The organism is Variovorax sp. PBS-H4 (assembly GCF_901827205.1).
Classification (GTDB): Bacteria; Pseudomonadota; Gammaproteobacteria; order Burkholderiales; family Burkholderiaceae_C; genus Variovorax.
In genome coordinates this window covers 1,927,080-1,941,845 of record NZ_LR594675.1, presented here as the reverse complement: position 1 = coordinate 1,941,845, position 14,766 = coordinate 1,927,080, and the positions used below count along the sequence as shown (strand labels likewise).

Here is a 14,766-nt window from a genome sequence, read left to right as displayed (position 1 = left end):
CCCATCCTTTCATCCCCATGGCCTTTCGTGCCTGCAGCGCGCAGGCGCGCGGGCTCGCCTCGTCCTCAACCATCGCTACAGGAGATTCGTCATGGCAATCCTCGCCGCAATTTACGGGCTGGTGGTGTACGTCTTCTTTCTCGCCACCTTCGTCTACGCGATCGGATTCGTCGGCAATATGCCGCTGCTGCCGAAGACCATCGACAGCGGGGCCAGCGTGGCGCTCGTCGAGACGCTGCTCGTCGACGTCATGCTGCTGGGCCTCTTTGCAGTGCAGCACAGCGTCATGGCGCGACGCGGATTCAAGCGCTGGTGGACCCGGCTGATTCCGGAGTCGGTGGAGCGCAGCACCTTTGTGCTCGCAGCCAGCGCGGCGCTGGCCCTGCTGCTGTGGCAGTGGCGGCCCCTTGCCCAGCCGGTCATCTGGAGCGTCGACGACCCTGTTGCGCGCATCGCCTTGCAAGCCGTGTTCTGGCTGGGATGGGGCGTGCTCCTCATCAGCACTTTCCTGATCAACCACTTCGAGCTCTTCGGCCTGCGGCAGGTGTGGGCGAAGCTGCGCAATCGCGCGCTCCCGGCCGCGGACTTTCGCACGCCGCTGTTCTACCGGCACGTGCGGCACCCGATCTACCTCGGCTTCATCCTGGCCTTCTGGGCCGCACCAACCATGACGGCGGGCCACCTGCTGTTTGCCGCGGCCTCTACCGGCTACATCCTGGTCGGCATCTGGTTCGAGGAGCGCGACCTCGTCGAACAGTTCGGCCAGCGCTACCAGGCATACCGCCACCAGGTCGGCATGTTGCTGCCCAGGTTTGCCGCACGCGGCCGCAAGAACCCCAGCCAGCCTTAGAGCGCGGGTGGGATCCGCACCCCGCCCGGATGCGCCGTTTCGTACTTCTCCTGGCAGCTGATGCAGCGGTTGCTGAAGGGCAGGACCTCGAGGCGCGCAAGCGGAATGTCCGCGCCGCAATCGACGCAGGTGCCGTAGGTGCCATGATCCATTCGCTCGCGCGCATCCGCGATCTGGCGCAGTTCCATCTGGTCGCGCTCCATCTCCGCATGGCGCACTGCACCGCGGATCAGTTCCTCGCCCTGGTCGCCGATGTCCCCCACGTTTTCGGGCGGGGACCGGCTTGGGGCTTCCTCAGCCTCTTCGTTCACGCTTCTCACCTGCGCGCCGAGTTCGGCCTCGCGGGCATCCAACTTGGCTCTCATCGTGGCGAGCTCTTTGTCGCTCAATTCAGTCATCCGGGATCTCCCAGTGCAATGGCCCGCTGCGGCAACCGGGATGCCCGGGGACGGTCCCCTGGCCTGCCGGGCGCGACGGAGGTGGTCTGCTTCATGCGCTTGAATCTCCTTCCCGCCACGCAGGTCGGCACCCGGAGAAGGGCGCGATTCAAAGCCAGCCGATGGAGATGAATCGGATGCGCAACAGCCGACACCCAGAGGTCCCAAGGCCGACCAACTCTTGTCGCTCGCCCAGTTCCGGGCGCAAAGGATGCGGCAATTTCTGCCGGCGCGGTCTTTCGATGGCCGCGTCCGTCTGGACGGCGGACGGCGGAACAGCCACGAGGACGTCAACTTCAGCCTCTGTCTGACAAAGAAAACGCTCTGGCTATAAGACAAGTGCATTAGTCGTGTGAATGTTTCACACGCAGCGGTCTTGATCGGAGAAGAAGAATGTCACGGTTCGCCAATCGTCAGAAGAGGTCAGCCGCGCGGCGGAAGTGCCGATCAACACCGGCGCCAAGGTACCCGAGCTTTTCGAATGACGAGGCCTGCGCCAAGAAGGAACGGGAACGCATCGATCTCGGGGCAGCGGCGCGCGCGAGGCGAGCAGTCCAGTCGCGCATCGTCGATGCCTTCCGACAACATTTAAGTAGCGACGGGGTCGGCCCGACGGACGCAGATCTGCAGGCTTTCGCCAAGTTGGCCGTTGCAGAACAGCGGCTCCGGCGCCGGCTTGCCGTCGAAAAGCCGGCTGCGAACGAGAACCGCCGTGAGCTCTAGCATGGTCTCGGTTAAGAAAATTTCTGCCGGACCTAGGCGCGGCCCGTTCAGCAGGCAGCCTGCGCGCTGGCATCGCACAACGGCCGCCGTGGGTTGCACGCGATGACCGAGCCGGCACGCCATCCTCCGCGGGACCTGGGGGAGCCGATGACAGGCTCGCCGGGGTTGGCTCGCGTGGCGGAGGTCGCAGCGAACGAGCCGCAGCAAGCACCGGTATCCAAAGGACCGGGGCAGCCCAATTGGACCGACTGGCAGGCCCCCGGTCCGGCCATTCAGCCGCAGCATCTGACCCGCGTCTGCAGCCACTGCCAGACCCTCAACAGGGACACGGCTCGGTATTGCCGCCATTGCGCCGCAAAGCTCCTGCCGGACGGGCCCGGATCGACGGCAACGCCCACGCAAGACGCGCCTGCGCACCAGCGCCCGGCAGCTTCCCTGGATTCGTGGCCGCCGGTGCGTGCGGGGCGCCAGAGCAAGACATCGCGCCACGTGTTGGGAATCCCGGTGCCCAGTGGCGTCGACGTGTCGATCGTGTGGCTGTTGATCATTCTGGCGCTGCTGCACGTCGCCTTTGTGATGTGGTATCTCGGCCGCCCCGCGAAGCAGCCTCCCCCGCTCGCGGGTCCGGCCCCGGTCTTCGTGAACCCAAGCGCGCCAGGCGGTGCGAGCGCGCCGAGTGGGCCACCGGAGGGCGTCGCCGCTGTGACTTCGCCGCCTCGCCCCGACCCGGCGCCTTTGACGCAAGCCCAGCCCGAATCCGCGCCCCCGGCCGCGGTGGAAGCGAGGACAGAAGCCGCGTCGCAGCCACCGGCTCAAGAGACTGCGCCCGCGCCGACGCCGGCTGCTCCTGTTGCCCAAGACGAAGTCAGCCCTTCCGACGTCGTCACGGCTGGCGTGCCAGAGCCCACGCTTGTCACACCGCCGCGCAGTGGCACCCGGTCGGGGACTGTCGAGTTCGCTCGGACCGCCAGGCCGGCCAGAATCATCGAGAGCACCAGAGCCGTCGAGGAACCCAAGGCTGCGGAAGCACCGAAGGTCGCTCCGGCTGTCCGGACAGAGGAGGCCAAGGCGAACGGCACTCCCGGAGGCAATGCGACGGCAGCTTCGGCTCAGCCGTCGGTGGTTCCCGGCATCCCGCCCCGGGCTGGCGAGCCGCGTTCCAGCCCGGTGCAGGGCAATCCTTATCAGAGCGCTGCACGCCGGCCGGCCGTGGTGCCCTCCCAGTGCGACAGGTTCAACCCCTACGGTGAAGCGCCATGCGTGAGCTCCGCGCCTGCGGGCCGGGTGGTGCAGTCACAAGGGGTCGGTGACCCACGCACGACAGGCACCGGCGCCCCGTCCAAGAGCAATGGCAGTGGCAGCCTCAGGTGGTTGTTGGCAGGGGGCGATGGATCGGGCGGTGGCGGTGGCGGTGCTGGCGGTGCTGGTGCTGGCGGTGCCGGTGCTGGCGGTGCCGGTGCTGGTGGCGGCGGTGCTGGTGGCGGCGGTGCTGGCGGTGGCGGCGGCGCTGGTGGCGGTGGTGCTGGTGGCGGTGGTGCTGGCGGCGGTGGTGCTGGCGGCGGTGGTGCTGGCGGCGGTGGAGCTGGCGGCGGTGGAGCTGGCGGCGGTGGTGCTGGCGGCGGTGGTGCTGGCGGCGGTGGCGCTGGCGGCGGTGGTGCTGGCGGCGGCGCTGGCGGCGGTGGTCCCGGTGGCGGCGCTGGCGGCGGTGGTCCCGGCGGCGGAGCTGGCGGCGGTGGTCCCGGCGGCGGAGCTGGCGGCGGCGGTCCCGGCGGCGGCGCTGGCGGCGGTGGTCCCGGCGGCGGCGCTGGCGGCGGTGGTCCCGGTGGCGGAGCTGGCGGCGGCGGTCCCGGCGGCGGAGCTGGCGGCGGCGGTCCCGGCGGCGGAGCCGGTGGCGGTGGTCCCGGCGGCGGAGCTGGCGGCGGCGGTCCCGGTGGTGGAGCTGGCGGCGGCGGTCCCGGCGGCGGTGGTCCTGGTGGCGGCGGTGGCCCCGGTGGTGGTGGTGGTGGTGGTGGCGGCCCGGGAAGGTGATGCATCACACCCGAGATTTCGCGTCTCGCAATTCCGCCCCGAATTGCGTCGGCGCCTGATCCCTACAGATAGTTGAACAACGAAATCCCGTGCAGCCGGGCAAAGGTCTGCTGCGTTGCCTGCAGCGAGGTCTGGCGCTGAAGAAATTCCGAAATGGCAGCCGCGGGGTCGAGGTCCTGCAGGTCGGACAGATAGCTCTTGTCGATCAGGTCGCGCGAGGCGCCCGCGTCGTCGAGGGCATCGATCTCGTTCATGCGGGAGCCGACCGAGGAGCGGATGGTCAGCACGTTGTCATGCGCGTTGGTGATCTTCACATTGGCGGTGGAGAGCGCGTTCTGCAAACGGGCCTGTGCCCCCGCCCCGCCGGCGGCGAGCGGCTGGCGCAGTGCGCTTATCACATCGCCGATGGCCGCGAAGACGTCCGTGCCCGCGTTCTTCGCGGTCGCCACGCGAAAGCTGTCGCCGTCGGCCGGCGTGCCGCTCATGCTCAGCTGAACGCCGCCGAAGGCGATCGGCGTTCCGGGCATGTAGGGCCCCGTGGCCGCTACCACCGGCGGCGTGTCGCTGGTCGTCACCGTGTAGTTGCCGCCGGCGAAGCTGATGCTGAAGTCCTTGCCGTAGAGGGGAGCCGAGGCGTCGGTCACGCCGACGCCGCCGAACACGCCCGAGCCGGTGTTGGCCGCACTTGCGCTGGTGACATAGCCTGCGCTGCCCTGCACCGACTGGAACACGCTGCGGCCATCGTCCGCAGCGGACATCTGCCGTGCGACATCGACCTGGACCAGGCGCTGCCCCTGGTCGCCCATGTACTGCACGCCGCCTCCGGCCTGCGCCACGAAGGGCGGGTTGGCGCTCTTGTAGCCGGCGAACAGGAACTGTCCATTGCCATCGTCGGCATTGGCCACGTTCACCAACTGATCGAGATTGCTCTGCATGGCGGTGGCCAGCGAGGCGCGGTCGGCGTCGGACAGCGTACCGTTGCCGGCCTGCACCACCATGGTCTTGACGTTCTGCAGGATCTCGGTGGCGGACTTCAGCGCGTCCTCCTCACGCGACAGCGACAAGGTCGCGCGGCTGCGGCTGGCGGCGTACTGCGAAGACTGCGCGAGCGTGTCGGAAACGCCCAGCGCGCGGGCCGATGCCACTGGGTCGTCGGCCGGCGTCAGGAACTTGCTTTCGGCGGCGAGCTGCTGCTGGATGCGGAACAGCTGCTGCTGCTGCGAACCGATGTCGGACATGCTCCGTGCATAAAAGGATTGGGTGCTGATGCGCATCGCGATTCCTGGAAGTGGCTGGGCCTGGGGCCTGGTTAGTGGCTGATGCCGAGGATGGCGTCGAACATGGTCGAGGCGGTCTGGATCACCTTGGCGTTCGCCTGGTACATCTGCTGGTACATCAGCAAGTTGGCGGTTTCCTCGTCCTGGTTCACGCCCGAGATCGAATCGCGGCTGGCGCGGATCTGCTCCGTCACGCTGGTCTGCGTCTTCTCGGCCGTGCGGATCTCCATGGTCCGGTTGCCCACCGCGCTCACCAGCTGCGCGAAAGCGCCGCCGAAGGTGGAGGTGCCGCCATCCATCAGCGTCTTCTTCTGCAGCGCCCCGAGCAGCAGCGCATTGCTGCCGTCGGAGACGCCGCCGCTGTTGTTCTTGATCGTGAAGGTGTCGCCATCGGCGGGCGCGCCCGTCATCTTGACGGTGATGCCGCCGAAGCTCATCGTCGCGCCGGCCGTGTAAGGCACGGGGTCACCGGCGGCATAGAGGGTCGAGGTCCCGTCGGGGAGGCTCACGTTCACCGCCGACCCCGCCGGAAAGCCCGACAGCTCGCCGGTCGCGGCGTCGAAGCTCAGGGTGACCGGCGCGGCCAGCGGCGCGGCCGGGTAGGCCGCGTCGACCGTGGGCGCACCCAGCGCACCGCTGCCCTGGTTGCCGACCGTGTTGCCTGCGATCAGCGGCGACGCCGCGGCCACCTTGGCCGGGTCGAGCACCAGCACGTCGACGTCGCGTGCGCCGGTGCGCGTGGGCTGCACCAGGAAGCGGTCGCCTGCCTGCGCCGTGCCGCTGGCCACGTCGAGGCGCACTCCGTCGAAGCTGACCGGAAAGCCTGCGAAGGTGCCGATCACCTGCTTGTCGGTGAGGCGCGTCACCGAATAGTTGAGCACGCCCGCGACGTCCTTCACCTCCACCGAGTAGTCGCTGATGCTGAGCTGCGAGGTGTCGGTGATGCTGGCGCCGAGCACCATGTCGCCGTTGTTGTGGGCGTTGGTGAACACCCCCGGAGCGGCCTGCGAGAAGAAGTCGGTACCCAGCACGCCGTTGAGGTCGACGCCCAGCTTGTGCTGGTCGTTGAAGGTATCGGTGAGGGCCATGGCCAGGCGGCCGATCGCGTTCTGCGAGGTGTTGAGGGTCTCGTTGCGGAAGGCCATCAGCCCGCCCACCGAGCCGCCGCTGAACACGCTGTCGGCGAGCTCCGTGGCCGTGCCGTTGATGCCCACCAGCGAAAGCGCCGTGCGCGTCGGGTCCGACGCCGAAGGGCCGGCCTTGAGCGACATCGCCTGGTCGCCCAACACCAGCGACTGGCCGTTGCCGATGAAGACGTTGTACTTGCCGCCGTTCTGCTCCAGCACCTTCACGTCCACCAGCTTGCCGAGCTGGTTGACCAGCTGGTCGCGCTGGTCCAGCAGGTCGTTGGGCGGCTGGCCGCCGGCCACGGCGCTCATCTGGCCGATCTGGTGGTTGAGGGTGGCGATCTGCTTGGCGTAGGTGTTGATCTCGCCCACGCTGCCCTGGATCTGCTCGTTGACCGAGGTGTTGAGGTCGCTGAGGTACTGGTCGGTCGCGCGGAACTTGTTCGCCAAGGCTTGCGCGGCGCTGATCAGCTGCTGGCGCGCCGCCGGGTCGGCCGGCGTGTTGGCCACGCCCTGCACGCCGGCAAAGAAGCCTTGCATCAGCGGTGACAGGCCCGAGGTCTTGTCGGCCAGCAGCGAGTCGATGCGGCTGATCTGCGCGTCGTAGCTGGCCAGCGCCGCGCCCGAGGCTTCGGCGCCATTGAGCTGCGAGTTGAGATAGGCGTCGTAGCTGCGCGCCACCGTGGTGACGCGGGCGCCGCTGCCGACGAAGCCCGAGGCCAATCCGACGGCGCCGTTGCTGGCGATCATCGAGGTCTGGCGGCTGTAGCCGGCCGTGTAGACGTTGGCCGTGTTGTGGGCCGTGGTCATGAGCGCGCTGCGGGCCACGCTCAGGCCGGTCAGGCCGGTATAGAACATCGACATTGCTTTACCTGTAGGGAGATCTGTTCCGAAGGGGGCGGGCGCGCGGCCGGCCCGTTTCCTGTTTATCGGCAGCGGCGGCCGAAAATGAAGGCGGGCCCAAGCCTCATGCAGCGAGCCTGAACACGCTGACGGCCTGCACCAGGCTGCCGGCCTGTTCCTGCATCGACTGCGCCGCGGCAGCGGCCTCTTCCACCAGCGCCGCGTTCTGCTGCGTGACCTGGTCCATCTGCGTGATCGCCTGGTTGATCTGCTCGATGCCCTGCGTCTGCTCGTGGCTCGCCGCGCTGATCTCGCCCACGATGTCCGTCACGCGCCGGATGCTGCCCACGATCTCTTCCATCGTCTTGCCGGCTTCGCCCACCAGCGCGGTGCCCGCGTCCACCTTGCCCACCGAGTCGTCGATCAACCCCTTGATCTCCTTGGCCGCTGCAGCGGAGCGCTGTGCGAGGTTGCGCACTTCGGAGGCCACGACTGCAAAGCCCCGGCCCTGCTCGCCGGCACGGGCCGCTTCCACTGCCGCGTTCAAGGCCAGGATGTTGGTCTGGAAGGCGATGCCGTCGATCACGCCGATGATGTCGACGATCTTCTTCGACGAGGCATGGATGGAGGCCATGGTGTCCACCACCTGGCCGACCACGCTGCCGCCCTTCACGGCCACTTCAGACGCCGAGAGTGCCAGTTGATTGGCCTGCCGCGCGTTGTCGGCGTTCTGCTTGACGGTGGAGGTCAGCTCCTCCATCGAGGCCGCGGTCTGCTGCAGCGAGCTGGCCTGCTCTTCGGTGCGCGAGGACAGGTCCTGGTTGCCCGAGGCGATCTCGCCGGATGCCGTGGCGATGGCGTCGCTCGAATGCTTGATCCTGACCACCACGTCGGTCAACTGGTCCTGCATCTGCTTGATCGAGTGCAGCACGCTGCCTTGGCCGGCGGCCTGCGCCGCCACGCCCACGGTGAGATCGCCATCCGCGATGCGGCCCACGACATCGGCCGCATAGGCCGGCTCGCCGCCGAGCTGGCGCGACAGCAGGCGCGCCACCACCACGCCCAGCGCCACGCTGACCGCCAAGCCCGCCAGGGCCATGGCCAGCATCAGCAGGCGCGAGGTCTTGAAGGTGCCCTCGGCGCTCTCCATGCTCGCCTTGGCCATGCCGTCCGCATGCTTCACCATCTGGTCGAGCACGTCCTCGACCGCGCGTGATTCCTTCAGCAGCTGCGTGCTCTCCTCGGCCACGCGGCCATCGAACTGCGAGCTGTCGAGCGACTGTTTCGAGATGAGCTCGATGAACTCGCCCATGCGCTTGCGCAGCGGCTGCACCAGTGCCTCGTAGCGCTCGTGCAGCTTGGTGCCCTCCTTGCTCTCGAGCAGCACGGGCTTGATCTGGGCCATGCGCTCGCCCAACGCGGCGCCGGCCTTCTTGAGTTCGGCGATGCCTGCATTGCGTTCGCCCTTGGTGGAGGCCGACAGCAGGCTCATCTGCGCGCGGCTGGCGTACAGCAAGTGGATGTTGGCCGACTGCGCCGCCTCCAGCGTGCGCATCTCATGGTTGTAGAGCTTTCCGGTCGATGCGCTGATCCGGCTCATGTGAAAGATGCCGAGCGCACTGACCGCCGCGCCAAGCGCCGCGACCACGAGGAAGGCGAGGATCAGCTTGACGCCGACACGAAGCTTCTGGAACCACTGCATTTTTCTTTTCCTTCATGTAGGCCCATGAACTCGGGGCCGGACCCAGGGTGTATCGGCGGGCTGCGCCAAAAATTGAGCGCTGCCAGGTTCTAGAACTCCGTCCAATCGCCGGCCGGTGGCGTGCTTGCGGCCTGCGGCAGCGCCTTGGGCGCCGCCCGGGCCGGCGCTGGTGCCGGGCTCTTGATGGCCGGCGCGCCGGGTTTCGCCGGCAGGGCTGCGCGGCTCCTGGCCTGCACCTGTGCCAGGACCACGGCCGCTGCCTCGTCGTGGCCCAGCTTGAACACGCTCACCGCCTCGACCAGGCTGGCAGCCTGCTCCTGCATGGACTGCGCAGCAGCCGAGGCCTCTTCCACCAGCGCCGCGTTCTGCTGCGTCACCTGGTCCATCTGGCTGATGGCCTGGTTGACCTGCTCGATGCCCTGGGTCTGCTCCTGGCTGGCGGAGGTGATCTCGCCCATGATGTCGGTCACGCGTTTGACGCTGTCGACGATCTCTTCCATGGTCCGGCCCGCCTCGGCCACCTGCCTGCTGCCCTCCTCGACCTTGTCCACCGAGTCGTCGATCAGCGCCTTGATCTCCTTCGCCGCGGCAGCCGAACGCTGCGCCAAATTGCGCACTTCCGAAGCGACCACCGCGAAGCCGCGGCCCTGCTCGCCGGCCCGCGCGGCTTCCACCGCGGCGTTGAGCGCCAGGATGTTGGTCTGGAAGGCAATGCCATCGATGACGCCGATGATGTCGACGATCTTCCTCGACGACGCATTGATCGACCCCATGGTGCCCACCACCTGCGAGACCACGCTGCCGCCCTTGACCGCCACTTCGGAGGCCGAGAGCGCGAGCTGATTGGCCTGCCGCGCGTTGTCGGCGTTCTGCTTGACGGTGGAGGTCAGCTCTTCCATCGAGGCCGCGGTCTCTTCCAGCGAGCTGGCCTGCTCCTCGGTGCGTGCGGAGAGGTCGTGGTTGCCTGCCGCGATCTGGCCCGATGCAGTCGCGATGGTGTCCGTGCCGGCGCGCACCTGGCCCACCACGCGGGCCAGGCTCTCGTTCATGTTCCTGAGTGCGTTCATGAGCTGCCCGGTCTCGTCGCGCGACTGCACCTCGATGCGCGCGCCGAGATCGCCGCTCGCCACGGTCTCGGCCACCTTCACCGCCTGGCCCAGCGGCCGGGTGATGCTGCGCGCGATCAGGAAGGCGCAAAGCCCGCCGGCCAGCACGGTCAGCGCCATCCCCGCGAGACGCAGGTTGAAGCCGTTCGTGTTCGACGCATCGATGGCATGGCTCATGTCGTCGATCGCCTTGCGCTCCATCGATAGCAGTCCCAGCACCTGGCTCTCGTAGGCGTGGGCGGCGGGCTGGAAGACCTCCTTGAACACGCGCTCGGTCTCGGCCGCGTCGCCGCCGGCCTTGGCCTTCTGCACGGCGTCCTTGGCCAACTGGTACTTGGCCCGCAGAGCCACGATGGTCTTGAAGGCGGCCTTCTCGTCGTCGGTCACCAACAGCGCCTCGACCTTGGCCATCGTCTCGGCGCCCTTCTTCACGCTGTCGGAGATCACGTCGGCGAAGGTGACTGGCAGCGTCGCGTCAGTCGTCTTGGCGATCATGGCGGTGCGCGCGATGGCCGAGTAGGTCAGCACGTACCAGTCGGAGATGAGCCGCTCCTTGGCCAGCGGGCTCTCCATCATCCGGCGCATGGCCTCGGCGTTCTTGTTGGCGCTGATCAGCGCGAAAGTGGAGGAAGCCACGGTCAGGGCCAGCACCAGGCCGAAGCCCAGCGCCAGGCGCAGTCCGATACGGAGATTCGAGAGAGACTTCATGATGCGATTCCGGGTTGGGGGATAAATTCAGCCGAGACTCGGCTCCGTGGTCTTCAGCCTGAACACGCTGACGGCCTGCACCAGGCTGCCGGCCTGTTCCTGCATCGACTGCGCCGCGGCAGCGGCCTCTTCCACCAGCGCCGCGTTCTGCTGCGTGACCTGGTCCATCTGCGTGATCGCCTGGTTGATCTGCTCGATGCCCTGCGTCTGCTCGTGGCTCGCCGCGCTGATCTCGCCCACGATGTCCGTCACGCGGCGGATGCTGCCCACGATCTCTTCCATCGTCTTGCCGGCTTCGCCCACCAGCGCGGTGCCCGCGTCCACCTTGCCCACCGAGTCGTCGATCAACCCCTTGATCTCCTTGGCCGCTGCAGCGGAGCGCTGGGCGAGGTTGCGCACTTCGGAGGCCACGACTGCAAAGCCCCGGCCCTGCTCGCCGGCACGCGCCGCTTCCACTGCCGCGTTCAAGGCCAGGATGTTGGTCTGGAAGGCGATGCCGTCGATCACGCCGATGATGTCGACGATCTTTCTGGAGGAGGCATGGATGGAGGCCATGGTGTCCACCACCTGGCCGACCACGCTGCCGCCCTTCACGGCCACTTCAGACGCCGAGAGCGCCAGTTGATTGGCCTGCCGCGCGTTGTCGGCGTTCTGCTTGACGGTGGAAGTCAGCTCCTCCATCGAGGCCGCGGTCTGCTGCAGCGCGCTGGCCTGCTCCTCGGTGCGCGACGAGAGATCCTGGTTGCCCGAGGCGATCTGCCCCGACGCGGTCGCGATGGTGTCGGTGCCGTCGCGCACTTCGCCCACGACCCGCGCCAGGCTCGCGTTCATGTTGCGCAGCGCGTTCATGAGCTGGCCGGTCTCGTCGCGTGAGTCCACCTCGATGCGCGCGCTGAGGTCGCCGTTGGCGACGGTTTCGGCGACCTTCACGGCTTCGCCCAACGGCCGCGTGATGCTGCGCGCCGTCAACCATGCGCACAGGGCACCCAGCACCAGCGCCAGGCCCGACAGCACCAGCATCAGCATGCGGCCGCCTCGATGGTCCTTGGCGACTGCGCCGGTGGTGGCGTCGATCTGCTCGCGCTCGTACGCGGCAATCCTTGCCACTGCCTCTTCATAGACGCTGAGCGCCGCGGAAAAGCGGGTGTCCGCCAGCTGGTTGGCACCCGCTGCATCGCCGCCGGCCTTGAGCTTGACAACCTCGGCCAGCACCTCCAGCACGACCTTGCGCGCATCCGCCACCTGGCCGTAGAGCTTCTTCTCTTCGGGCGCGCTCAGCAATTCCTCCAGCTTCTTCTGCACCGGGTTGATGCGCTGCGAGGTCTCGAGCCGCGCCTTGGCAAAATAAGCTTCGGTCGCAGGCTCGGTGGCCTTGGCCATTGCGAAGGTCTGCACGATCGCCGTGCCCAGCAGCTTGGCCCATTCGCTCGCCAGCCGCTCCTTCACCAAGGCGCCTTGCACCATCCGGTCGGTCGCGTCGCCCACGCTCTGCAGGCGCAGCACTCCGACCGCCGAGATGGCTGCGAGCAGCAGCAGCACCGCGGCGAAGCCGAAGCCCAGGCGCGTGCCGATTTTCAGGTTCTTGAGACTCACGGTTCGTTCCCCGATTCAGAATTCGGTCCAGTCGCCCGCCGCGGCGGTGCCCGCCGAGCTCAACTGCGCCACCGGCTCGCGCCTCGCGGCCGGTTTCGCCAGGGCTTTCGCCGCCATCGCCCGCGGTGCCGCCTTCAGTACCGGCGCGGATGGCTTCCGCGCGATCGCCTTGGGCCCCGCGGTGGCCGCGGGGGCCATCAGCGCGGCCTCCTGCGCCGCAGCGTCCAGCCGGAACACGCGCACCGAATCGACCAGGCCGGCGGCCTGCTCCTGCATGGCCTGCGCGGCGGCTGACGCTTCTTCCACCAGGGCCGCGTTCTGCTGCGTGACCTGGTCCATCTGCGTGATCGCCTGGTTGATCTGCTCGATGCCCTGCGTCTGCTCGTGGCTGGCCGAGGTGATCTCGCCCATGATGTCGGTCACGCGCTTGACGCTGGCGACGATCTCGTCCATGGTCTTGCCGGCCTCACCCACCAGCGCGGTGCCCACGTCCACCTTGCCCACCGAGTCGTCGATCAGGCCCTTGATCTCCTTGGCCGCTGCCGCGGAGCGCTGCGCGAGATTGCGCACCTCGGACGCCACCACGGCAAAACCGCGGCCCTGTTCGCCGGCGCGCGCCGCTTCCACCGCGGCGTTGAGCGCGAGGATGTTGGTCTGGAAGGCGATGCCGTCGATCACCGCGATGATGTCCACGATCTTCCTGGACGAGGCATTGATCGAGCCCATCGTGTCCACCACCTGGCCCACCACCTCGCCACCCCTGACTGCCACCTCGGAAGCCGACAGCGCGAGCTGGTTGGCCTGGCGGGCGTTGTCCGCGTTCTGCTTGACGGTGGTGGTCAGCTCCTCCATCGAGGCTGCTGTCTGCTCCAGCGAACTGGCCTGCTCCTCCGTGCGGGACGACAGGTCCTGGTTGCCCACGGCGATCTGGCCCGAAGCGGTGGCAATGGTGTCGGTGCCCGTGCGCACCTGGCCCACGATCTTGACCAGGCTCTCGTTCATGTTCTTCAGGGCCTGCATCAGCTGGCCCGTCTCGTCCGTGCTGCGCGGCTCGATGCGGCTCGTGAGGTCGCCGGCGGCGACCGACTGCGCGACCTGGACCGCCTCACCCAGCGGGCGGGACACGATGCGTGCGATCCACAGGGCGAAGCCGAGGCCCAGCACGATGCAGCCCGCCAGCACGGCGAGGATCCACATCCGGCCTTGCGCGTAAATGTCATCCGCCGTGGCGCTGGCCTGCGTGCCGCCCTCGACGTTGAGCGTCACCAGCTCGTCGATGGCCTTGTTCAGTTCCGTGCTCACGCGCAGGGATTCGCCGCGCAGCAGGGCCACGGCCTCGCCGTTGTTCTGTGCCCGCGACAGGGCGACCAGTTTCTCGTGCTCCTGCGCGTACTGGCCCGTGGCGTCGACGACCTTCTGGTACATCGCCTTCTCGGCCGGCGAACTGATGAGCTGCTCATAGCGCTCGCGCGTCGTTCGCATGCCGTCCCACACCGAAGTCATCGACTTCTCGTAGCGTGCCATGTCGTCCGCCGTGGTGGACATGATGTGCTGCATCTCGACCGAGCGGTAGCGCGCCGCGAGCGCCTTGAGGTCCAGGAGCGCTTGCGCCGAAGGCATCCAGTTGGTCGAGATCTCGGTCGACATCCGGTTGACCTTTGCCAGCTGCACGACCGCGAAGATGCCGAGGAAAGATGTCAGCGCGAGCACGGCGACAAAGGAAACAAGCAGCTTGCTCGCAAGCTTGAGGTTGTAGAACGCTTTCATGATTTTTCTCGTGGAGACATGGGCCGCGGGGGCCTCAGGCAACAACCCTTTCCACCAGGCCCATCTCTTCGCTCGACATCAATTTGTCGATGTCCACCAGGATCAGCATCCGCTCCTCCAGCGTGCCCAGCCCGATCAGGTAGTCCGTGTCGAGCGCCGAACCCATCTCCGGCGCCGGCTTGATCTGCTCCGCGCTCAGCGTGATCACGTCCGACACGCTGTCCACCACCATCCCCACCACGCGCCCGCCGATGTTCAGCACGATCACCACCGTGAACTGGTCGTAGCTCGGCGTGCCCAGCGCAAACTTGATGCGCATGTCGATGATCGGAACGATGATCCCGCGCAGGTTCACCACCCCCTTGATGAACTCCGGCGCGTTGGCGATGCGCGTGACCGCGTCGTAGCCGCGCAGCTCCTGCACCTTCTGGATGTCGATACCGTATTCCTCTTCGCCCAGCGTGAAGGCCAGGAATTCCAGCGGGGCGGAGGCGAGGGCTCCGGCCGTGCCGTGCACGGCCTGGTGAGCGGATTCGTGGGTCTTGTTCAGCATGTCTTGGTCTCTTTGAAGAAAATTCGCGGGTTGGGGGGTTCGCCGGCTGCCG

10 protein-coding genes are annotated in these 14,766 nt (G+C 67.7%); 2 read left to right on the top strand and 8 right to left on the bottom strand.

Annotated elements, in window-relative coordinates:
- The first annotated feature begins 91 nt into the window (after positions 1-91).
- Complete coding sequence (mddA, locus tag E5CHR_RS09285) at positions 92-850, top strand: methanethiol S-methyltransferase (RefSeq protein ID WP_162579412.1); 759 nt, start codon at positions 92-94, stop codon at positions 848-850.
- Here the strand turns inward: mddA and E5CHR_RS09280 are convergent.
- Positions 847-1,215, bottom strand: coding sequence for a TraR/DksA family transcriptional regulator (locus E5CHR_RS09280; protein WP_162579411.1), 369 nt, complete (start codon positions 1,213-1,215; stop codon positions 847-849). The two genes, mddA and E5CHR_RS09280, sit on opposite strands and share 4 nt — an antisense overlap.
- Before the next feature lie 2,182 nt (positions 1,216-3,397).
- Here E5CHR_RS09280 and E5CHR_RS09275 point away from each other — a divergent pair.
- The gene (locus tag E5CHR_RS09275; RefSeq protein ID WP_162579410.1) at positions 3,398-4,114 is read left to right on the top strand and encodes a hypothetical protein; all 717 of its coding nucleotides are present in this window, start codon (positions 3,398-3,400) and stop codon (positions 4,112-4,114) included.
- Here the strand turns inward: E5CHR_RS09275 and flgL are convergent.
- The 7 genes from flgL to E5CHR_RS09240 all read right to left on the bottom strand — a co-directional run bounded on the left by flgL (position 4,101) and on the right by E5CHR_RS09240 (position 14,714).
- Positions 4,101-5,312, bottom strand: coding sequence for a flagellar hook-associated protein FlgL (gene flgL / locus E5CHR_RS09270; protein ID WP_162579409.1), 1,212 nt, complete (start codon positions 5,310-5,312; stop codon positions 4,101-4,103). The genes E5CHR_RS09275 and flgL overlap by 14 nt on opposite strands.
- A gap of 35 nt (positions 5,313-5,347) precedes the next feature.
- The gene (gene flgK, locus E5CHR_RS09265) at positions 5,348-7,306 is read right to left on the bottom strand and encodes a flagellar hook-associated protein FlgK (RefSeq protein WP_162579408.1); all 1,959 of its coding nucleotides are present in this window, start codon (positions 7,304-7,306) and stop codon (positions 5,348-5,350) included.
- Positions 7,307-7,409: 103 nt separating this feature from the next.
- Positions 7,410-8,987 carry a methyl-accepting chemotaxis protein gene (locus E5CHR_RS09260; protein WP_162579407.1) on the bottom strand — a complete coding sequence of 526 codons (1,578 nt, stop codon included), beginning with the start codon at positions 8,985-8,987 and terminating at the stop codon, positions 7,410-7,412.
- Positions 8,988-9,076: 89 nt separating this feature from the next.
- Positions 9,077-10,801 (bottom strand): methyl-accepting chemotaxis protein, encoded by a 1,725-nt coding sequence (locus tag E5CHR_RS09255; protein ID WP_162579406.1) that lies wholly within the window; start codon positions 10,799-10,801, stop codon positions 9,077-9,079.
- 27 nt (positions 10,802-10,828) lie between these two features.
- On the bottom strand, positions 10,829-12,394 hold the full coding sequence (locus E5CHR_RS09250) for a methyl-accepting chemotaxis protein (RefSeq protein ID WP_162579405.1): 1,566 nt from the start codon (positions 12,392-12,394) through the stop codon (positions 10,829-10,831).
- 15 nt (positions 12,395-12,409) lie between these two features.
- Positions 12,410-14,161 (bottom strand): methyl-accepting chemotaxis protein, encoded by a 1,752-nt coding sequence (locus E5CHR_RS09245; RefSeq protein ID WP_162579404.1) that lies wholly within the window; start codon positions 14,159-14,161, stop codon positions 12,410-12,412.
- Between the two features lie 34 nt (positions 14,162-14,195).
- A complete protein-coding gene (locus E5CHR_RS09240; RefSeq protein ID WP_232062014.1) occupies positions 14,196-14,714 on the bottom strand; it encodes a chemotaxis protein CheW in 519 nt (172 codons plus the stop codon).
- Between the last annotated feature and the right edge of the window lie 52 nt (positions 14,715-14,766).

Excerpts from the sequence above, each read along its gene's own strand:
- mddA (WP_162579412.1), top strand. The coding sequence starts at position 92 with ATGGCAATCCTCGCCGCAATTTACGGGCTGGTGGTGTACGTCTTCTTT.
- E5CHR_RS09280 (WP_162579411.1), bottom strand. The coding sequence starts at position 1,215 with ATGAGAGCCAAGTTGGATGCCCGCGAGGCCGAACTCGGCGCGCAGGTG.
- E5CHR_RS09275 (WP_162579410.1), top strand. The coding sequence starts at position 3,398 with ATGGATCGGGCGGTGGCGGTGGCGGTGCTGGCGGTGCTGGTGCTGGCG.
- flgL (WP_162579409.1), bottom strand. The coding sequence starts at position 5,312 with ATGCGCATCAGCACCCAATCCTTTTATGCACGGAGCATGTCCGACATC.
- flgK (WP_162579408.1), bottom strand. The coding sequence starts at position 7,306 with ATGTCGATGTTCTATACCGGCCTGACCGGCCTGAGCGTGGCCCGCAGC.
- E5CHR_RS09260 (WP_162579407.1), bottom strand. The coding sequence starts at position 8,987 with ATGCAGTGGTTCCAGAAGCTTCGTGTCGGCGTCAAGCTGATCCTCGCC.
- E5CHR_RS09255 (WP_162579406.1), bottom strand. The coding sequence starts at position 10,801 with ATGAAGTCTCTCTCGAATCTCCGTATCGGACTGCGCCTGGCGCTGGGC.
- E5CHR_RS09245 (WP_162579404.1), bottom strand. The coding sequence starts at position 14,161 with ATGAAAGCGTTCTACAACCTCAAGCTTGCGAGCAAGCTGCTTGTTTCC.
- E5CHR_RS09240 (WP_232062014.1), bottom strand. The coding sequence starts at position 14,714 with ATGCTGAACAAGACCCACGAATCCGCTCACCAGGCCGTGCACGGCACG.